Here is a 19,395-nt window from a genome sequence, read left to right as displayed (position 1 = left end):
TCCTCACTTCACGGCAACGGTTCGAACAGCTTGTCCAGCTCGTGTCGCATATGGCCTTCGATCGCGCGCAGCTCGGCGTCGCCGATCGGAACCTGCTCCGGCCAGTCGTCGGTGACGACAATCGGCCCGTCATCCTCGCGCGGCCGGCGCGAAGCCCGGCGCGGCGCGACGCGGTTGATGTAGTCATGCAGGTCATCCGGGCATTCGGCCCAGCGACGAGGCGTGCGGCGACGGACTTTGCGAGGAAGGGCCATCTCGGCACGCTGCCGCGTGTCCACACCTCGCACAAATGCTTCATCGCGGCGTAGCGCAGATAGAGACGTGGGGCGGCGGGCGTCATGCTTCGCCCCACGGATCGACCACCGTGGTCCGCCAATCGACGAAATCGCGGGCATGGCGAGTCGCCCGCCGCGCTCCACACGATCGCAACGATTTGTTTGTCGACCAAGCATCGATCGGTCGCACGATCCCCCGGTGTTCTGCCTGCACCATATCTCATCCTTCTTGCAACGGCCGGTTGGCGCCATGCACCACTACGCCTCAAATTCGCACCATACACCTATTGATATGCAACGCAAAGCCATATACATGCATCATACTGGCGTGATCATGCAACGCGCCACTGGGAATCGCTTATGGACCATTTCTCGATCATCCAAGCCCTTTGTCGCGCGGCAATGGCCGACGCTTCACCCGCTCTGCGCAAGCAGGTCGAGCGACTTCGTGACGCGCTGGCTAAGGATGGGGAATCCAAGCAGTCCGCCGCTCTGACCAGCATCCTCACGACCGCCGAGCGGACGAAGGAGCTTTCGCCGAGCCGGATCGAGCGCTCCAAAGCGCAGCTCTCTGGTGAGACGCTGACACGGAACACGCCTGTTCCGGTCGACCGAGAGACAGCCGCGCCGTTGGCGGAGATTCTCTTTCCGGCGGACATTCAACCGACCGCGCCGCTCTTCAACACGACCGTCAGTCACGCCATCGAGACCATTATCGAAGAATGGGCCAACTTCGACGCACTGTCGGAAATCGACATTCGGCCTTCCAAGACCTGTCTTATTTACGGTGCTCCGGGGACGGGAAAGACCAGGCTTGCGCTTTGGATCGCGCAACAGCTCGATCTTCCCGTCGTGCTGGTGAAGCTGGACGGGCTCGTATCGTCGTTCCTCGGCACGACCGCCCGCAATATCGGGAACCTGTTCGCCTTCGCGAACCGCCACCGCTGCATCCTTCTGCTCGACGAGTTCGATGCGATCGCGAAAGTTCGGGACGATCCGCAGGAAGTTGGCGAGATCAAGCGCGTCGTGAACGCGCTTCTGCAGAATCTCGATACGCGCCGCGATGTCGGCTTCACGATCGGCATCACCAATCACCCGAAACTCTTGGACACGGCCGTCTGGCGGCGTTTCGAGGTTCAGCTTGAGATTCCCAAGCCCGACTTCGAGATGCGAAAGGCGATCGCCGCGCATTTCATGCCGCCGGTAAAAGCCCCGGACATCCATTTGCGCCTAATCGCATGGTTCACCGAGGGCTCGACCGGCGCTGAGATCGAGTCTCTCGTGCGCACCTATAAGAAGGCCACCACCGTTCGCGAGGAGGACAAGCGCGGGCTACTCGATACGCTCCGCCAATTCGCTACGCTGAACGCGGCTCGGGTGCAAAGTGAACGCCGCGCGCTGCTGTTCGACGATTCCAGCAATCTATTTCGGGCCATGCGAGATGATCCGATCCTCGGCTTCTCGATGGCCGACATCGGCGAGATTGCCGGCAAAGATAAATCGACGGTCAGCCGTCAACTCGGCCGAGCGGCCAAGTCTGGTGATGGGGAGACGCTAAATGGCTAGTCCCATTCAGATCGTCCTCAATCCTGAAAACTATGAGGAGGCGCGCGACGCTGGTGGCGGAGGCGGCCGGAAGGACTTTTTCGCTCACCGCGATGCCGAGTTCACCGCCCATCGCGCCGCGCTGTTGAGCCAGATCGACACGATTGCTGGCGTTCTCAGCGCCCAAGCACAAGGCGATGTCGGCTTCGTGAAGGTCATCCTTCGTCGCGAGGCTTGGGCCAAGAGCCATCGCCCGATCGCCAGCCTGTTTCGGCACGATCGCACTCCTGTCGTTGGCGGCGGAGATCTCGGGGTTATGCTCGTCGAAGCCCGACCCGGCACGCTCCGCCAGGTGGCCGCGGAGATCGCAAAGGCCGAAACCCACACAGAAATGCGCTTCAACGAGCAGAAGCAGAAGGACGAACCTTATCCGTCTGCCCGAAAGAGCGAGACCGGCGCCATCGACCGGATCGAACTCTATGGGCCGAGCGATCGGCGCAACTTCTCGGTCGATGAGGCTGTGGCGTGGCTCTCCAATCCGATGACCGGCAGCAGCTATCAGGTCGAACTGTTCGACAGCCCGCCGCCGCGCTCTGAGTGGGACCGCCTCGACCCGAGCCATCGGCGCCTTGTCGAGAGCTTTGTTGCCGGCTTCGCCGCGCTGGATCGCGGCCTCGCCGTCGAACGCTTGCCGAACCGTCGCCACAAACAGCCGATCCTCTCTGTCCGACTGGATCAGTCTGGAGATCAGCCGGTTCTACGGCTGAATGATGTCCCGGTCAGCGAGCGGCGGCGAGAGCTTGCCGCATTCAATCCAGACATGAGTCGCCACGCCCGGCTGCTCGCCTTCCTTGACAGCCATCCGCTTGTGCGCCGGATCGAACTGCCAGGCATTGTCGTGCGGGCCGTCAGCACGCCTATCGTGCGCGCGCGGCCTGCCGATGTCACCATTCCCGCCCGCGACAGCCGCCGCAGTCATCCTCGGCTCGGGATCATCGACGGCGGAATCGGCGAAGCGCTGTCAGACTGGGTCATCGATCGGTGGGACGTTCTTGCGGAAGAAGATACCGACCTTGCGCATGGGACGTTCATCGGCGGATTGGCTGCGGTGGGAGGTGCGCTTAACGGCGCGGAAATTTGCCCTGAGCCCGACGGCGCGGAGCTGGTCGACGTCGCAGTCTTCCCGAACGAACGCAAAGCCGGAGCCTTCGCCTCCTATTATCCTGATGGCTTGCCGCAATTCTTCGATGAAATGGAGACAGCCATTTCGGACGCCCGCGCTCGACATGGGGTGCGCGTGTTCAACATGAGCCTGAATATTCTTCAGCCGGCGGCGCCAGATCGTTACAGTCCCCACGCAGCGCGGCTCGATCAGATCGCTGAGAGCAACAACGCGATCGTTTTCATTTCGGCGGGCAACATACAGCAGCAAGACCTTCGCCCCGAATGGCCTGCCGATGCCACGGCCGCGCTCGCCAACCTCGCCACCGCCCGCAACGATGGCCTGCTTACGCCGGCCGAGAGCGCGCGCAATGTCGCTGTGGCGGCTCTAAACCCGCCCGGCCATGACGGGTGCCTTCCATTCGCACCGACGCGCTACAGCCGACGTGGCCCGGGACTTCGCGCTGGCGTCAAGCCCGACTTGGCGCACATCGGTGGCGCGGGTTCCCAGCACCCTGAACTCGGCCACGGGCTTTTCTCGATCTTGCCGGATGGGACCATCGTCGATGGCTGCGGGACTAGCTATGCCGCGCCCCTTGCAGCGAAGACGGCCGCTGTCCTGGATCACGCCATTGAGGGTGAGGTCTCGCGTGAAACCCTGATCGGCCTGCTCGTTCATCATGCCGAAATGCCGACTCCTTTGCAGGTCAAGGCACTCGCGCCGATCGCCAAGCATATGGCGGGGTTCGGAATGCCGCCTTCGGCCGACCGCATCCTAGAAACGGGTGACCACACAATCACTCTCGTCTTCGCGTCGCGCATCCAACGCGACCAGCAAATCAACTTCCGTTTCCAGTGGCCGGCGTCGCTGGTCGGTCCCGGAGGCAAGTGCCGTGGCCGCGCGAAGATTACGCTCGTCTCCACGCCCCCGCTCGATGCCCGGTTCGGATCGGAGTTCGTGCGCGTCAACATTAACGCTGTCTTGCAGCAGGAACAGGCCAATGGCGGGTGGAAGGGGCGGCTTGAGCCGCTCTATCTCCCGTCACGGCGGGAGGCTCCTCCGATCGAGGCGGAGCGCATCGAGCACGATCTCAAATGGAGCCCGGTGAAGGTCTTGGCGAAAACCTTCCCGCAGGGAGCGGGTCCATCCTCGAACTGGCGTCTCTTCGTCGAATATCTGACGCGGGCGGGCGAGATCATGCCCGAAGAAGGCGTGCCGTTTACGGTGATCGTGACCATCAGTGATCCCGACGCCGAACAGCCGGTGTTCAACGATATGCGTCAAAACCTTCAGGCCCTCGGCACCCAGATCGCCGACATCCGAACCGCAGCACGCATTACGCCGCGCGTGTAGTCGCCAGTAGAAGGGTCAGGCTCGCTTGCAGAGGCACTACAGGAGATTGTGATGGCAAAATCAGTGACGCTCAGCACCGGAAGGACGTTCCCGACCGTCACCGCCGCAAAGGAGCATTTCGCGAAAATCCTCAACGGCCAAGAGCTGAAGCAGGCTTTCTCCGGCAACGAGTTCGCAGATATTCAGGCCACCTATATCGCCTATTGCGCCCAGACCGACTGGCCGTTGCCGTCAGCGCCAGCTTCGTTCTATCCCGTGCATGATCGCGGCCCCGGCTACACCACGCGATGTTTCGGCGTGACGTTCGAAGACGGCACGACGAGAAACTTTTCGATGGATAAGGCACTTCGGGCGATCGCGGCGTAGGGCGGTTCCGTCCTCTTCTTCGGCTTTCAGACCATTGCGTTTCTGAACTGGGTCTCGATTTCTGGACCTGCTGCCGCCGGGAATTTGGCGCCTCCTTGCGGGACCGCCGCTCTATCTCCGCTGCGCTCCGACCGAACCCCTGACGGGTTTCGACCCTGCCGGGTGACGATCAGCATGGCGGGACGGCGCTGGCGCGCCGGTCGGTCAATCCGCCCTGCGGATTGCAATTCTTTCAAGCTGCGGAGATCGGGCCAGGGCTGCGCCGGCCCGATCGCGCTGCGGTAGCTCTCCCCGTCGGTGGGGTGGGCGACGCTTCCCTTTAGGCCCGCCGCGCCGGGCCGCAACGCGCGCGGGGCGCGCTTACCTCCTCTGCGTTCCGGTCCTTTCGGATGCTGCCCGGCTCCGCCGGCGGGCCTGCCGGTCCGCTCCTTCGCCGCCCACCCCATTCCGGGGTGAGTGCGGTTTGAAGGAGAAGTGTGATGAACGCTGTTACTGAAACCGTAGCCGCCGAGCCTGTGTCGGGCGTCGAGCTTTTCGTGCCGCTCGCCAGGCTCAAGAAATCCCCCAAGAACGCGCGCAAGGTGCCGCACGGGGAAGCCGCTATCGAGGCGCTGGCCGCTTCGATCCAGCACAAGGGGCTGATCCAGAACCTTGTCGTGGAGCCGGAAACCAAGGAGGACGGGACGCCGACCGGCAACTATCTCGTTACCGCTGGTGAAGGCCGCAGGCTGGCGATGCTGCTGCGCGCCAAGCGCAAGCAGATCAAGAAGTCGGAAGTCGTGCGCTGCTGGCTCGATACCGCCAACGATCCGTCCGAAATCAGTCTGGACGAGAACGTGACCCGGACCCCGATGCATCCCGCCGACCAGTTCGAGCGGTTCCGTGAACTGTCCGAGAGCAAGGGCTATGGCGCGGAAGAGATCGGCGCGCGGTTCGGCGTGTCGGCTCGCGTGGTGAAGCAGCGGCTTCGCCTTGGCGCTGTCTCGCCCAAGCTGTTGCAGGTCTATCGGGAGGACGGCCTTACGCTGGACCAGCTTATGGCCTTCGCCATCACCGAGGACCATGACCGGCAGGAGCAAGTTTTCGCCAACCTGCATCACAACCGCGAACCGTGGATCATCCGGCGCGACATGACCGCAAGCAATGTCTCGGCAGAGGACCGGCGCGCGGTATTCGTCGGAGCCGAAGCCTACGCGGAAGCGGGCGGCAACATCATTCGCGACCTGTTCAGCGAGGATCGTGGCGGGTTCTTCGAGGATGCGGGTTTGCTCGATACGCTCGCCATCGAGAAGTTGCGCGAAGTTGCCGAGCGCGTTCAGGCCGAGGGCTGGAAATGGGCCGAGGCGCATATCGACTATCCCCACGCCCACGGGATGCGGCGCTTTTATCCGCAGACCGTCGCCCTGTCCGACGAGGAAGAGGCGCGGGTCGATGAGGCATGGGCCGAATATGACCAGATCGTCGACGGCTATGACTCGCTGGATGAAATGCCCGAGGACTTGGCGGCGAAAGCCCGTGCGCTGGATGCCGAAATGGACGCCCTGTCGGCCAAGCGCTCCGCCTACGATCCCAATGTGATCGCCAATGGCGGTGCGTTCGTCGTGCTTAACCATGACGGCACGGTCAGGGTCGAGCGCGGTTTCGTGCGGGCCGAGGACGAGGCGTTGGCGGACCCCCAGCCGGAGCCGGAAGAAGGCGATGCGACCGAGCCGCAGATGGGCGACGACGAGCAGCCGGAGGACGGCGACGCGGACGCGCAGGATGCCGACGAGGACGAGGAACCGGGCAAGCCCATTTCCGACAGCCTCACCCGCGACCTGTCCGCCTATCGGACTCTGGCGCTTCGCGTGGCGCTGGCCGAGCAGCCCGATATGGCCCTGATCGCGCTGACCCACACGCTCACCGCGCAACTGTTCTACAGCTATGCGGAGGCCGGTTGCCTTGAGGTTCGTCCGACCGTGACCCCCTTGGGGAGCCATGCGGACGGGATCGAGGACACGCCGTTGGCAGCACGGGCGAGCGAGCAGCACGAGGCATGGGCCGAGCGGATGCCGCGCGACGTGGCGGACCTGTGGGGCTTTATCGTCGGGCTGGACGAGGCGAAGCGGATTGCGTTGCTGGCGCATTGCGCGGCTCGCACCGTCAACGCTCTGCGGTTGCCGTGGGACCGCAAGCCCCGGTCGCTGCAAACGGCGGACAGGCTGGCGGGCGCGCTGGCGCTGGACGTGGCGAAGGACTGGACGCCGACCGTGGACAGCTACCTTGGCCGTGTCACCAAGGCGCATATCGTGGACGCTGTGACCGAAGGCGTGTCGGAGGACGCCGCCCGCCGCATCGCGGACATGAAGAAGCCGGACATGGCGCAAGCCGCCGAGCAGCTTCTTTCCGGGACCGGCTGGCTTCCCGCCGTGTTGAGGACGCCCGAACCGGAGGGAGCGGACCCCGCGCCTGCGGAGCCGGAGGACGCGGATAGCGTGGAGCAGCCGCCCGATGTGGAGGACAGCGAAGCATCCTTTGCTGTCGCCGCCGAATAGCGGCACGGGACCGGGACCACGCGAGCGGTCCCGGTTTCCTTTTGTAACCGGCGAAAAATCGCGGCCGCGCCCGTTGGGGCGCGGCCGCTTTCCCATTGCACAGGCGCCCCGCTCCGAGGGCGCGGGGCGGCGTGCTGATGGCGGATCGACCGTTGCATTTCTGGAGGTGGGTTCATCGAGTAATGTTGCAGACCCACGCGGCGGGACCGCTCGGCGACTATGATGCGGGCGATGAGCGACGGTCTATGCCAGCCTCGCGCGGTATCGGCGAACACATAGGGAGCGTCAGCGGCGTTCGCTCTCCTGTCGTCTTTGCGAAGGATTGCTTGCGAGGTGAGCCCGGCGCGGTCCAGCAAAGAAGCGAATGCCCTCCGACTGACGATGCCCGTCATAGCCACAGCGTAGAATTTCCGGCTCGGCGACAACCGCGCGGCCTCTCGATTGGCTTGATCTAACCGGGGCCGGCTTCGCCTTGATCGGCCTGGCGCAACGGCGCCGCGCGGCTTTTTTCCGCCGCCTTCGGCTTTGCATCGCGAAACAAAAAAGCCGCGCGTCGCCATCCTCCGCTGTGCTTCGGCCGCAAGCGGTGCGCGTCCGATCATCCCCGTTTCACCGATCCCCATCGAGGCCGCGGCGGTCGTGGCCCGAAGCAAAAGGAACTTCGACATGGCTACCATCGGCACCTTCACCCAGGCGAGCAACGGCTCCTTCAGCGGAACCATCAAGACGCTCACCCTCAACGCAAAGGCCACCCTCCGTCCGATCGACAAGGAGAGCGACAAGGCCCCCGATTTCCGCGTCGTGGTCGGCACGGTCGAATGCGGCGCGGGATGGAAGAAGACCAGCCGCGAGAACCGCGACTACATCTCGGTCAAGCTGGACGATCCGACCTTCGCGGCTCCGATCTACGCCACACTGGTCGAAACCGAGACCCCCGGCGAATACGCTCTTATCTGGTCGCGCTGACCTCGACACGGCGCCCCGCTCCCTCGGAGCGGGGCGCCTTCGTGTGTTGGTTCGCCAGTTCATAATATGGACGGGCCAGTGGCCCGGCATGTTGTGAGGTGCTTGGGGCGCTGCCCCGAGCGCCCTTCGGAGCGGCTTCCGCCCAGCTTCCTCCACGCTTCGCGTTCCGTGCAGCCGGTTCCCCGCGAAGCCGCCCACTCCGGTTGCACCCCCGGTCTCGCCGACGGGCAGGGTTTCAGCGCGGCGCTCCGCTGCGCGGAAACCCAAGCCCAAGGAGTTCAGCCATGTATCATCAACTTGCCACCCGGTTCGGCCGGAACGCCCATCAGATCAGCGGTCGGGAGCCGCTGGACAACGAGGCGCTATATCGCCACGTCCCTTCCATCTTCGCCCGCGAGGCGCACGACAGCCGTTCGGAGCGGTATGTCTATGTCCCGACCATCGACATCGTGGAGGGATTGCGCCGGGAAGGATGGTTCCCGTTCTTCGCCGTCCAGTCGGTTCCGCGCGACGGTTCACGCCACGGCCACGCGAAACACATGCTGCGCCTTCGTCGTGACGAGGGAATCGGCAAACCCGAGGCCGCAGAAGTCATCATCGTGAACAGCCATGACGGGACCAGCGCCTATCAGATGTTCGCCGGGATGCTCCGCTTCGTTTGCACCAATTCCATGATCGCGGGCGAGCGATTCGAGGAGGTCCGCGTTCCCCACAAGGGCAACATCGAGCACGACATTATCGAAGGCGTTTACACCGTCGCCGAGGACTTCCCCCGCCTGATTGACGCGAGCGAGGCCATGAAAGAGGTGCGACTTTCCAACGACGAGCGGCGGTTGCTTGGCGAGGTCAGTTTGGTCGCCCGCTATGGCGAGGACGAAAGCCCGCTACGGCCTGAACAGATCATCGAGCCGCGCCGCCGCGAGGACATGGGCGATAGCCTGTGGACCACCTTCAACGTCATTCAGGAGAATGTCGTGCGGGGCGGTTTGCAGGGCCGCAAGCGCAACGCGGAAGGCCGCATACGCCGGGCGCAGACCCGCGCCATCAACGGCATTGACCAGAACGTCACGTTGAACCGGGCGCTCTGGACGCTGGCCGAGGGAATGCAACGCCTCAAGGCATGACCGCTCGCCACCGCAGGGCCGGACCTTCGGCCCTGCGGCTCGGCCATCTCGCGCCGATCCGCTGTGGCGGATCGGCGGCGGCCGCGCGTCCCAAGGTCCGCGCGGCCGCAAACGCGCTCGCCGGGCTTCCGCCCGGCTCGCGGTTGGTAGTGGCATTCTCGTCACCGCTACCGTAAAAGGAGCGCGGGCCGCTACGCGGCGGCCTGGGGCGTGGAAACCCCGGAATATCCGGTTGGGCGTCGGCCGTGACGACGCCGCCATCCTTGACCGCATGGTCGGGGAGCCTGTGACGTATACAACAGGCTCTCGGGCTAAAGGTCATAGGGACCGAGATATTCCGGTTTTCCAACTCCCCGATCACGGGTCTAGGAGCTGTTTGCGGGGGCGCACCGCAAATCAGCAGCCTTTTCGAGTGTCGGCGAGCTATGCAGAATTTGCGGCCAATCATGCCTGTCACGCTCATCGAAAACGCAGCGCCCTGATCTAATTGGTTAAGAGGGCGGATCGGCGAGAACGAGATGAACACCAAAGTTTTCGATGATCGCGCGCCCGATTCTGCCGAGCTTACGGCCTATGATAATGGCCATCTCACCGACTATCTGCGGTTGCTCGACGCTGACGCAGACGGGGCGGATTGGCGAGAGGCCGCTGGTTTGGTCTTTGGCATCGACGTCGCGCGCGAGCCGGGTCGCGCGAAGGTCATGCACGACAGCCACCTTGCCCGTGCGCGGTGGATGACGGAAGTGGGATACGCTCATTTGCTAGGAAGCCGACGCGGCTAAATCGTTAAGATTACTCTCCATTTCGGACCAATTGCCGCGCCAACTTGCCGCCTGCACGGCATGGTTGTGCGCGACCTTCGCGCTATCGCGCAGGCGTTCCATGACGATCCTCAATCTTCCACAAACCGCGCTGAAGGCGCGATTGGGAGGATGCCATGCCGACGCCGCCGGGGCGTCGCCAGCGGCGCGTCGGCGGACTGTCCGATGCGCTGGGGCGCGCCGACATAGCTGCCGAATTTCTACGCCGAAATCGCACCTATCGCGCCGAACATGCACAGATGCGGCAGCGCATCGCGGACGGCGCCGTCGCCAAGAACGCAGCGGAAGCGGCGTTCGCGCGGCGCTGGGGGTTGTCCTTTCGCCATTGCGCCCGATGACCTGACCGAGCCCGTCATCTGGCGGCCGGAGCTGTCCGCCGTGACGGTCATTCTTGACGCGGCGCCGGACGGATTTGCGAGCGCTCAGCCGGTCGATCCGCACTTGCTCGGCGCGCTGCTCGCGGACCTGGCGGGGATCGACGGGCGCCACGTCATCGTCGCCGACGCGGCCGGCGAGCATCGGTTATGGCTGCGTGACCCGACGCCCGGCCGCCCGCTCGCCGCCATCGTCCCCCTCGACCGCGACTTCATTACCCGAATCGCCAGCCTGTTGCGTTTTCATCGCCGGTTGCTTGGCCGGGAGGCCGGACCGTTGCCGCGCGGTTGGCCGCTCACACCCTATCGCCTGGCCCGCCTGAACCTGATCCTTCGCGCCCTTGATTTACGCGACGGCGGCGCGACCTATCGCCAGATCGCGGTCGAGCTGGGGCGCGAGGACGCGACCAACCTCTCCGCGAGCGACTGGAAAATGTCGGCGTCCCGGTCGTTCGTGGTTCGGCTCGTCCGTGATGGCATCGCCATGATGGAAGGCGATTACCGCAAGCTGCTTCGCATCCGCTGAAACGCCCATACAAGCGCGCCGTCGCGGGGGGTGGTCACATCCGCGCAGCTGCACATCTTCATACCCCACCCGGCCGCTTCCATTCTGACAATTACGCCTCCTGCCGCCACCGCCCGCAGGAGCCGTCACTTGTCCGATACGCCCACCAACTTGCCGCCTCGCTTCCTGCGCACGCCAGAAGCCGCACGCTTTCTCGGCCTTTCCGGTCGCACGCTGGAGAAGCACCGCTACTTCGGCACCGGCCCCGCCTACCGCCGGATCGGAGGGCGCGTCGTGTATTCGGTCGATGACCTGCGCGCCTGGGCCGACATCGGCATCAAGCATTCGACCTCTGATCCGGGTCAGGACGACCTCATGCCGCGCGCGGATTCAGCCATCGCCCGGAGCCGGCGATGACCGTCCCGCCGTCACCCATGCGTCACCGCCAGCCGTCCGACGACGGCATGACCCGCGTTGAACTGACCTGGATCGAGAAGCGGATCGAGCACTGGATCAGGTTCGGCCGCGTCGCGGTGGACGAGATCGTTGATCGCCGCCGCCGTATCGTCCGCTTCCGGCCCGGCGCGATCTTCGCGTTCGTCCGCTGGGCGGCGAACGACTATGGCACGGTAGTCTCGCGCATCGACATCGTGCGCGCTGTCGGCGCGGACGAACCGTTCACGACGCTGCCGTTCGTGCGGCCGGGTGGCGACATCCTGCTCAAGATCGAAGGCTGGCCCAAAGTCAGTCAGGTTCTCGCGGCGATCGACGCGACCGAAGCGGCAGGCGTCGATCCGTGCGATGCCGCGCCCGATCACTGGCGTCACGTCCACAACCGCATCGCTGCCGGTCAGCCGCCGCGCCTCTACACGATCGAGCGGCATCGCGCCTGGCTCAAACGCCGGGAGATCGAGGGATGACGCGCCGCTTCTATCTCCGCGCGACAGCCTTCACCGCGTCAGCGTTCGTCCTGTCGTTCGCTGCGATCGCGCTCACCGATCCGCTGCCGCGCGTCATCTGGAACGCCAGCGCGAGCGCACCGCTCGGCCTTTATCGCATACGGCCGGACAGCGATCCGCCCGTTGGCGCGCTTGTCGCCGTCGCGCCGCCCGAGCGGCTTGGCCGCTGGATGGCCGAGCGCGGCTATCTCGGCCGCAACGTGCCATTATTGAAGCATGTCGCCGCCAAGGCGGGTCAGCGCGTTTGCCGGATCGGCGCGACGGTCAGCGTCGATGGGAGGGCGGTTGCCGTCGCCCTGATCCGTGACCGGATCGGCCGCCCGCTGCCCGCGTGGCAGGGTTGCCGCACGCTCGCAACCGGCGAGTTGTTGCTGCTCAATCCCGATCATCCCGACAGCCTGGACGGGCGCTATTTCGGGCCGCTGCCGGTTTCGACCGTGCTCGGCCGCGCAATCCCGATCCTCACCCGCGACACGCCCGATGCGCCGCTGATGTGGCGTGCCGCCCGATCCTGACTCCGCATCCACCCCACCAAACGAAAGGACATTCCCATGCAGATCGGCAGCTTTTTCCGCACCGCCAACGGCTATGAAGGCATCATCGAGACGGCGACGCTCGACATCCGCATCTCGATCGTTCCCGCCGACCCGACCGACGCCGAAAGGGCGCCGGACTGGCGCGTCCACCGCGGCGACAGCGAAGGCCCCGAGATCGGCGCGGGCTGGAACGAGACCGGCGAGCGCGCCGGGGATTACGTCTCGCTGCGCATCGACGACCCCGCGTTCGCGCAGCCTATCCGCGCCGCGCTGTTCCAGAATACGGGCGACAAATCGGCCTGGTCGCTGCGCTGGAACCGCCAGCCGAAGTCGCGCGAGCAGGACTGAGCCGGTGCGATTCCTGTTCATCCCTTTGTTCGCGGGAAAGCCGTCTCATCCCTTCGTCCCGCTCGGCCCAAGGCCGGCCGGCGCGCGCACCGGAGGTCAAGGGCGGCCGAAGGCCGGCGCTCGGCGCGCACCCTTTACCGCAGCGAGCACGCTGGCAGGCTGGCGGCGAAGCGGAGTCGGGTCGGCCATATTGATTGCCGCCGTCCTACTGTCCGGTGGCGCTGTGCCGAGAACGGCTTGGGCGCAAGACGCGCCTTCTGCCGCCCCAGCCGCAGCACATCCCTATGCCGGTCATGTCGCCGACGCCGCCCGGCGCTTCGGGATTCCCGGAGCGTGGATATGGGCGGTCATGCGCGTCGAAAGCCGGGGCAATTCGCGCGCTGTCTCGCGGGCTGGCGCGATGGGCCTGATGCAGATCATGCCCGCGACTTGGGGCACGCTGCGCGCTCGTTACGGTCTCGGCCCTGACCCGTTCGACGTGCGCGACAACATCATGGCCGGTGCGGCTTATCTGCGCGAGATGCACGACCGCTACGGCAACGCGAGCGCGATGCTGGCAGCCTATAATGCGGGACCGGGGCGCTACGACGACTATGTGTCGCGCGGCCGTCCGCTGCCCGCCGAGACGGTCGGCTACCTCGCCCAGCTTACAGCCATAGTCGGCGCGTCGGGAGCGGTCGAAACAGCGGTGAATGCGCCGCCGGACCGCTTCGCGTGGCGTCGTGCGGCGCTATTCGTCCGCATCACAGGCAGCAGCTCCGCGTCGCCGGCCGCGCAATCGGATGACACATCCGATGCGCCGGGATCGGTCGCGGCGCGCTCTACCGAAGCGCAAGAGAGCCTGGCTCCTTCGTCACCAGACACGCAGGCGGATACGTTGTTTGTCCCCCGCGCCCGCGCGGGCCGACCGCAATGATCGGGGCTCGCTCCCGATTGGCCGCCGGATTCGAGAAGGGAACCGGGAGGGCAGGAAACAGGGGGGAAGTGCGAGGGCAAGATACAAGGCCCGCCCCGTTTCGCCGAAAAGCCAAGGCTTTTCCGTGGCTTCACGCGGGGGCATCGGTCGGCGCGCGTGCCGCGCGGAAGGGAAAAGCCAGCAAAAACAACGCCTCGAATGGCACCATAGGCCATTTCCGGCCGAAAGCGGCCCGGCCGTGAGCGAAGACAGCGACTTCCGTGTCCGGCCGGGCAAGGCCAAGCGCAGCAAAGCGCAGGGCCGCAACGCGCGCGGCCTGGTCGCCGAGGTGTTGCGCGCCGCCGCCATGAGTGGCGGCAACCCGCGCCGCGCCTGGAGCGGGCCGGCCCGCCGCGGCCAGTCCAATTTCGGCCGGGGCCGCACTGCGTTCGCGCGCAGCCGCCTATTTGGATCGGGGCGGCGCGTGCTGGTGAAGGCGCTGCCCGTCAATCACCGCGGCCGGGGCGGATACCGCATGGCGCCGCTATCCGCGCACGTCGCCTACTTGAAGCGCGAGGGCGTCACCCGTGACGGCTCGCCGACCCGCATGTTCGACGCGGCCGGCGACAACGCCGACGATCGCGGCTTCGCCGATCGCTGCAAGGACGACCGGCATCATTTCCGCATCATCGTCTCGCCGGAGGATGCGGCCGAGCTGACCGACCTGCGCGAATACACCCGCGACCTCGTGCGCCAGATGGAGGCGGACCTGGGGACGCGGCTGGATTGGGTCGCGGTCGATCACTGGAACACCGACAACCCGCACGTCCATCTGCTCGTGCGCGGCGTCACCGACACCGGCGCCGATCTCGTCATGGCGCGCGACTACATCAGCCATAACCTGCGCTCCAACGCCGAGGAGCTGGCGCAGGCCGAACTTGGACCCAAGCCCGAGCATGAGGTTCAGCGCACGCTCGAACGCGACGTGACGGCCGAGCGCTGGACCCGGCTCGATACCGAGATCAAACGCGGGTCCGACGAGCTGGGCGTGATCGACCTGCGCCCCGAGCGCCCCGGCCCGGACGATCCGCGCCTCCGCCGCTTGATGGTCGGGCGGTTGCAGCATCTGGAGTCGATGGGGCTCGCCGCGCAGGGCGAGCCGGGCGAGTGGGCGGTTGCCGAAGGCGCGGCGGCCAAGCTGCGCGAGCTGGGCACGCGCGGCGACATCATCCGCACGATCGGCGCGGCGCTCCGCGAGCATGGTCAGGACCGGCCGCTCGATAGCTATGCCGTCGTCACCAGCGCGCCCGAGAAGCCGATCGCGGGCAGGCTGATCGACAAGGGCTTGCACGACGAACTGTATGGCGCGGCCTATGCCGTGATCGACGGCACGGACGGCCGCACCCACCATGTCCGGCTGCCCGGCATCGAGGCGCTGGAGCACAGCCCCAAGCTCGGCGGCATTGTCGAGTTGCGCGCGATCGGGCGGCCCGGCGAGGAGAAACCGACGCTGGTGCTCGCCACGCGGTCGGACCTCGACCTCGCCGCACAGGTGAAAGCGCCCGGCGCGACCTGGCTCGACCATCGCCTGATCGAGCGCGGCGCGAGCGTCGCGGATGGCGGTTTCGGCACCGAAGTGCGCCGCGCAATGGACGCCCGCACCGATCATCTCGTCAAGGAAGGGCTGGCGCGGCGCTTCGGCGAGCGAACGGTGTTCGAGCGCGGAATGCTCGACACCCTCCGCAAGCGCGAGCTGGATGCGGTTGGCGCGAAGATCGCAGGCGAGACCGGGCTTGCCTATCGACCCGCCGCGTCCGGCGAGAAGATCGTGGGCGTCGTCCGCCAACGCCTCGCGCTCGCGTCGGGCCGCTTCGCCATGATCGACGACGGGCTCGGCTTCCGGCTCGTGCCCTGGGCCAGCACCCTTGAACAGCAGCTCGGCCGTCAGGTGTCCGGCGTCGTCCGCGCCGGCGGCGGCATCGACTGGACGCTCGGCCGCAAGCGCGGCCTCGGCATCTGATTCAGGAGACTTCCATGTCCGCGACGAAAATCCTTTGGGGCCAAATCATCATCGTGTTCTTGGTCGTGCTCGCCGGGGTGTGGGGCGCGACGCAGTGGACCGCCGCCGCGCTCGCCTATCAGCCCGAACTGGGGCCGCCGTGGTTCGAGGCGTTCGGGTTGCCGGTCTATCCGCCGCCGGCCTTCTTCTGGTGGTGGTTCAGCTTCGACGCCTATGCGCCCGACATCTTCAAGACCGGCGCGTTCATCGCCGCATCGGGCGGGTTCGCGTCGATCGCCGTCGCCATCGGCATGTCGGTGTGGCGTGCGCACGAGTTGAAGAACGCCGAGACTTACGGGTCTGCGCGCTGGGCGACCGAGCGCGAGGTTCGCGGCGCCGGGCTGCTCGGGCCGAACGGCGTCGTGCTCGGCAGGCTCGCCCGCGACTATCTGCGCCACGATGGACCCGAGCATGTGTTGTGCTTCGCCCCGACGCGCAGTGGCAAGGGCGTGGGGTTGGTCGTGCCGTCGCTTCTGACCTGGCCGGCGTCGGCGATCGTCCACGACATCAAGGGCGAGAATTGGACGCTGACCGCCGGTTTCCGCGCGCAGCACGGTCGCGTGCTGCTGTTCGATCCGACCAATGCCGCGTCCGCCGCCTACAACCCGTTGCTGGAGGTGCGACGCGGCCAGTGGGAAGTGCGCGACGTGCAGAACGTCGCCGACGTGCTGGTCGATCCCGAAGGCTCGCTGGAGCGCCGGAACCATTGGGAGAAAACCTCCCACTCGCTCTTGGTGGGCGCGATCCTCCACGTCCTCTATGCCGAGAGGGACAAGACCCTGGCCGGGGTCGCCGGTTTCCTGTCCGATCCGGCGCGCACGATCGAGCAGACCTTGGCGGCGATGATGGCGACGCCGCACCTCGGCGAAGCCGGCGTGCATCCTGTCGTCGCCAGCGCGGCGCGCGAGCTGCTGAACAAATCGGACAACGAACGATCGGGCGTGCTCAGCACCGCCATGTCGTTCCTCGGTCTCTACCGCGATCCGGTGGCGGCACAGGTCACGCGGGCCTGCCAGTGGCGCATATCGGATCTGGTCGAGGGCGAGCGGCCGGCGACGCTCTATCTGGTCGTGCCGCCCAGCGACATATCCCGCACCAAGCCGCTGATCCGCCTTATCCTCAACCAGATCGGGCGCCGCTTGACGGAGGAGCTGACGCCCAAAGGCAACCGACATCGCGTTTTGCTGATGTTGGACGAGTTCCCCGCACTCGGCCGGCTGGACTTCTTCGAGTCCGCCCTGGCGTTCATGGCGGGTTACGGGCTCAAGGCGTTCCTGATCGCGCAGTCGCTCAATCAGATCGAGAAGGCTTACGGCCCGAACAACGCGATCCTCGACAACTGCCATGTCCGCGTGAGCTTCGCCACCAACGACGAGCGCACCGCCAAGCGGGTGTCGGATGCGCTCGGCACCGCGACCGAGATGCGGGCGATGAAGAACTATGCCGGGCACAGGCTCTCGCCGTGGTTGGGGCATCTGATGGTGTCGCGGTCCGAGACGGCCCGCCAGCTCCTCACCCCCGGCGAGGTGATGCAGCTTCCGCCCGACGACGAGATCGTCATGGTGGCCGGCGTCCATCCGATCCGCGCGAAGAAGGCGCGCTATTTTCAGGATCGCCGCCTCGCCGAGCGGATTATGTCAGCGCCGTCCCCGGAGGCGGCTAAAACGCGGGCGGACGACTGGACCGGGCGGCAGGCGGCCGCCGATCCGAAGCAGGTCGCGCGCATCGTGCGCGATGCAGAAGACGCCGCCAACGGCGGGCTGCGCCGCGAGCCCGAGCTGCCCGAGCATGTCGCCATCGCGCCGGAGACGCCCGCCACGCCCGCGCAGGAGTTCGCGATCGTGGAGGACGAACAGGACGACGCGGCCCGGCAGGCGGCCGTGCGCCGCCGGATGCAGGGGCTCGCGCGGCAGGCGTCGCTCGATCCCGGCGACGGCATCGACTTGTAGGAGGCCGCCATGCGGACCCGGCTCAACGTCTATTTCCCGCCCGCGCTCGCCAAGCAGGTCGATGAGCTGGCGATCCGCCGACGCATCTCGCGATCCGCGATCGTGGAGGCGGCGGTCACGTCTTACCTGTCCCCAGACGGGGCCGACCGGATGGAGGCCGCGTTCGCGCGCCGGCTCGATCGGCTGTCGCGACAGGTGCAGCGGCTGGAGCGCAACACCGGCCTTTCCACCGAGGCGCTGTCCCTGTTCGTCCGGTTCTGGCTGGCGGTGACTCCGCCACTGCCCGACGAAGATCAGGCGGCGGCCCAGGTCAAAGGCCGCAAGCGCTACGAGGGCTTCATCGAAACGCTCGGCCGGCGCTTCGCCAGCGGCAAGACCTTGATGGACGAGATTCCCGAAGATGTCTGGCCGCGCTCGACATCGTCCGAGTCGGACTGAATTGCACCGCCGATCATGATGTGGCGGAAAGCCGCTTCCGCCCTCGGCACCGTATCTGCCGCCCCCTCTACTACGCCGACAAGTAGCTGTTGCGGCCTGAGTATTCCTGCGTCTCTTGATGTGCCCCGACAGCCGGGCGGCGGTTCGCCCGGTCCATTGCAGGGGCCAGTCGTTGACCGTTCATCCGATCCGATCCGAGGCGGAATCACGCGGCGCGCGGATGCTGCGCACCGCGCTCGGGCCGTCGATCGCAGGCTGGCTCGACGACCCCGCCGTCATCGAAGTGATGCTGAACCCGGATGGCCGCCTGTGGCTCGACCGGCTCGGCGAGGGCATCAGCGACACGGGCGAGCTGCTGTCCGCCGCTGACGGCGAGCGCATCGTCCGCCTGGTCGCTCACCATGTCGGCGTCGAGGTCCACGCCCGATCCCCGCGGGTGTCGGCCGAGCTGCCCGAAGGCGGCGAGCGATTCGAGGGGTTGCTGCCGCCGGTCGTCGCCGCGCCGGCCTTCGCGATCCGCAAGCCCGCCGTCGCGGTGTTCACGCTCGACGACTACGCGCGCGCAGGCATCATGTCGGCGGCGGAGGCCGAGGCGCTGCGCCACGGCGTCGAGACCCGCGCCAACATTCTTGTCGCGGGCGGCACGGGCGCGGGCAAAACCACACTGGTCAACGCGCTGCTCGCCGAGGTGGCGAAGACCACCGACCGTATTGTCCTGATCGAAGACACGCGCGAGCTGCAATGCGCCGCGCCGAACCTCGTCGCCATGCGGACCAAGGACGGCGTGGTGTCGCTGTCCGAGCTGGTCCGCTCGTCTCTGCGCCTGCGGCCCGATCGCATCCCCATCGGCGAGGTGCGCGGGGCCGAGGCGCTCGACCTCATCAAAGCCTGGGGCACCGGCCATCCCGGCGGCGTCGGGACGATCCACGCCGGCACCGCGCTCGGTGCGCTGCGGCGGATGGAGCAGCTCATTCAGGAGGCCGTCGTCACGGTCCCGCGCGCGCTGATCGCCGAGACGATCGACCTGATCGCCGTGCTGGTCCGCGACGCGCACGGTCGCCGGCTGACCGAGCTGGCCCGCATCGACGGGCTCGACCCCGCGACCGGCGACTACCGCCTCGCCCCGCTCACCACCCCCCAGCCCGGAGACCTGCCATGACCAAGGACATCAAGCCTATCAGTGCTA

At 66.4% G+C, this 19,395-nt stretch carries 18 protein-coding genes; all 18 read left to right on the top strand.

Features of this window, described 5'->3' with window-relative positions:
- Positions 1-635: 635 nt before the first annotated feature.
- The 18 genes from G432_RS13805 to trbB all read left to right on the top strand — a co-directional run bounded on the left by G432_RS13805 (position 636) and on the right by trbB (position 19,368).
- Positions 636-1,841: an AAA family ATPase gene (locus G432_RS13805; RefSeq protein WP_015459435.1), complete on the top strand. Its 1,206-nt coding sequence runs from the start codon at positions 636-638 to the stop codon at positions 1,839-1,841.
- Entirely contained in the window at positions 1,834-4,335 is a 2,502-nt protein-coding gene (locus tag G432_RS13800) for a S8 family peptidase (RefSeq protein WP_015459434.1), read from the top strand. Before G432_RS13805 ends, G432_RS13800 begins: the two co-directional genes overlap by 8 nt.
- A gap of 51 nt (positions 4,336-4,386) precedes the next feature.
- Positions 4,387-4,701, top strand: coding sequence for a hypothetical protein (locus G432_RS13795; protein ID WP_041864926.1), 315 nt, complete (start codon positions 4,387-4,389; stop codon positions 4,699-4,701).
- Between the two features lie 479 nt (positions 4,702-5,180).
- Positions 5,181-7,235 carry a ParB/RepB/Spo0J family partition protein gene (locus G432_RS13790; protein ID WP_015459432.1) on the top strand — a complete coding sequence of 685 codons (2,055 nt, stop codon included), beginning with the start codon at positions 5,181-5,183 and terminating at the stop codon, positions 7,233-7,235.
- Between the two features lie 666 nt (positions 7,236-7,901).
- Positions 7,902-8,201, top strand: a complete 300-nt coding sequence (locus G432_RS13785; RefSeq protein ID WP_015459431.1) for a DUF736 domain-containing protein — start codon at positions 7,902-7,904, stop codon at positions 8,199-8,201.
- A 284-nt stretch (positions 8,202-8,485) separates the two neighbouring features.
- The gene (locus G432_RS13780) at positions 8,486-9,325 is read left to right on the top strand and encodes a DUF932 domain-containing protein (protein ID WP_015459430.1); all 840 of its coding nucleotides are present in this window, start codon (positions 8,486-8,488) and stop codon (positions 9,323-9,325) included.
- Positions 9,326-9,843: 518 nt separating this feature from the next.
- A complete protein-coding gene (locus tag G432_RS13775; protein ID WP_015459429.1) occupies positions 9,844-10,107 on the top strand; it encodes a DNA -binding domain-containing protein in 264 nt (87 codons plus the stop codon).
- A gap of 155 nt (positions 10,108-10,262) precedes the next feature.
- A complete protein-coding gene (locus G432_RS13770) occupies positions 10,263-10,484 on the top strand; it encodes a transcriptional regulator domain-containing protein (protein WP_015459428.1) in 222 nt (73 codons plus the stop codon).
- Between the two features lie 40 nt (positions 10,485-10,524).
- Complete coding sequence (locus G432_RS13765; protein WP_236626780.1) at positions 10,525-11,046, top strand: DUF2285 domain-containing protein; 522 nt, start codon at positions 10,525-10,527, stop codon at positions 11,044-11,046.
- 129 nt (positions 11,047-11,175) lie between these two features.
- Positions 11,176-11,442: a helix-turn-helix transcriptional regulator gene (locus tag G432_RS13760; RefSeq protein WP_015459426.1), complete on the top strand. Its 267-nt coding sequence runs from the start codon at positions 11,176-11,178 to the stop codon at positions 11,440-11,442.
- The gene (locus tag G432_RS13755; RefSeq protein ID WP_015459425.1) at positions 11,439-11,945 is read left to right on the top strand and encodes a DUF2840 domain-containing protein; all 507 of its coding nucleotides are present in this window, start codon (positions 11,439-11,441) and stop codon (positions 11,943-11,945) included. Before G432_RS13760 ends, G432_RS13755 begins: the two co-directional genes overlap by 4 nt.
- On the top strand, positions 11,942-12,499 hold the full coding sequence (locus tag G432_RS13750) for a S26 family signal peptidase (RefSeq protein WP_015459424.1): 558 nt from the start codon (positions 11,942-11,944) through the stop codon (positions 12,497-12,499). The genes G432_RS13755 and G432_RS13750 overlap by 4 nt, the downstream gene beginning before the upstream one ends.
- 36 nt (positions 12,500-12,535) lie before the next feature.
- On the top strand, positions 12,536-12,868 hold the full coding sequence (locus G432_RS13745) for a DUF736 domain-containing protein (RefSeq protein ID WP_015459423.1): 333 nt from the start codon (positions 12,536-12,538) through the stop codon (positions 12,866-12,868).
- Between the two features lie 187 nt (positions 12,869-13,055).
- Positions 13,056-13,784 carry a lytic transglycosylase domain-containing protein gene (locus tag G432_RS13740; RefSeq protein ID WP_330218206.1) on the top strand — a complete coding sequence of 243 codons (729 nt, stop codon included), beginning with the start codon at positions 13,056-13,058 and terminating at the stop codon, positions 13,782-13,784.
- Positions 13,785-14,022: 238 nt separating this feature from the next.
- Positions 14,023-15,783, top strand: coding sequence for a relaxase/mobilization nuclease domain-containing protein (locus G432_RS13735; RefSeq protein ID WP_015459421.1), 1,761 nt, complete (start codon positions 14,023-14,025; stop codon positions 15,781-15,783).
- Between the two features lie 14 nt (positions 15,784-15,797).
- Positions 15,798-17,771, top strand: a complete 1,974-nt coding sequence (locus G432_RS13730; RefSeq protein WP_015459420.1) for a conjugal transfer protein TraG — start codon at positions 15,798-15,800, stop codon at positions 17,769-17,771.
- 9 nt (positions 17,772-17,780) lie between these two features.
- Positions 17,781-18,209: a CopG family transcriptional regulator gene (locus G432_RS13725; RefSeq protein WP_015459419.1), complete on the top strand. Its 429-nt coding sequence runs from the start codon at positions 17,781-17,783 to the stop codon at positions 18,207-18,209.
- Between the two features lie 172 nt (positions 18,210-18,381).
- Positions 18,382-19,368, top strand: coding sequence for a P-type conjugative transfer ATPase TrbB (trbB, locus tag G432_RS13720; protein ID WP_015459418.1), 987 nt, complete (start codon positions 18,382-18,384; stop codon positions 19,366-19,368).
- Positions 19,369-19,395: the final 27 nt, after the last annotated feature.

This window comes from Sphingomonas sp. MM-1 (assembly GCF_000347675.2).
Classification (GTDB): Bacteria; Pseudomonadota; Alphaproteobacteria; order Sphingomonadales; family Sphingomonadaceae; genus Sphingomonas_E; species Sphingomonas_E fennica.
The sequence above is the reverse complement of the archived record's forward strand: the minus strand, read 5'-3'. Positions and strand labels throughout refer to the sequence as shown.

What these genes read in the sequence shown, in the direction of transcription:
- G432_RS13785 (WP_015459431.1), top strand. Translation starts at nt 7,902, where the DNA reads ATGGCTACCATCGGCACCTTCACCCAGGCGAGCAACGGCTCCTTCAGC.
- G432_RS13730 (WP_015459420.1), top strand. Translation starts at nt 15,798, where the DNA reads ATGTCCGCGACGAAAATCCTTTGGGGCCAAATCATCATCGTGTTCTTG.
- G432_RS13805 (WP_015459435.1), top strand. Translation starts at nt 636, where the DNA reads ATGGACCATTTCTCGATCATCCAAGCCCTTTGTCGCGCGGCAATGGCC.
- G432_RS13725 (WP_015459419.1), top strand. Translation starts at nt 17,781, where the DNA reads ATGCGGACCCGGCTCAACGTCTATTTCCCGCCCGCGCTCGCCAAGCAG.
- G432_RS13795 (WP_041864926.1), top strand. Translation starts at nt 4,387, where the DNA reads ATGGCAAAATCAGTGACGCTCAGCACCGGAAGGACGTTCCCGACCGTC.
- G432_RS13790 (WP_015459432.1), top strand. Translation starts at nt 5,181, where the DNA reads ATGAACGCTGTTACTGAAACCGTAGCCGCCGAGCCTGTGTCGGGCGTC.
- G432_RS13745 (WP_015459423.1), top strand. Translation starts at nt 12,536, where the DNA reads ATGCAGATCGGCAGCTTTTTCCGCACCGCCAACGGCTATGAAGGCATC.
- G432_RS13750 (WP_015459424.1), top strand. Translation starts at nt 11,942, where the DNA reads ATGACGCGCCGCTTCTATCTCCGCGCGACAGCCTTCACCGCGTCAGCG.
- G432_RS13755 (WP_015459425.1), top strand. Translation starts at nt 11,439, where the DNA reads ATGACCGTCCCGCCGTCACCCATGCGTCACCGCCAGCCGTCCGACGAC.
- G432_RS13775 (WP_015459429.1), top strand. Translation starts at nt 9,844, where the DNA reads ATGAACACCAAAGTTTTCGATGATCGCGCGCCCGATTCTGCCGAGCTT.
- G432_RS13770 (WP_015459428.1), top strand. Translation starts at nt 10,263, where the DNA reads ATGCCGACGCCGCCGGGGCGTCGCCAGCGGCGCGTCGGCGGACTGTCC.
- G432_RS13800 (WP_015459434.1), top strand. Translation starts at nt 1,834, where the DNA reads ATGGCTAGTCCCATTCAGATCGTCCTCAATCCTGAAAACTATGAGGAG.
- G432_RS13780 (WP_015459430.1), top strand. Translation starts at nt 8,486, where the DNA reads ATGTATCATCAACTTGCCACCCGGTTCGGCCGGAACGCCCATCAGATC.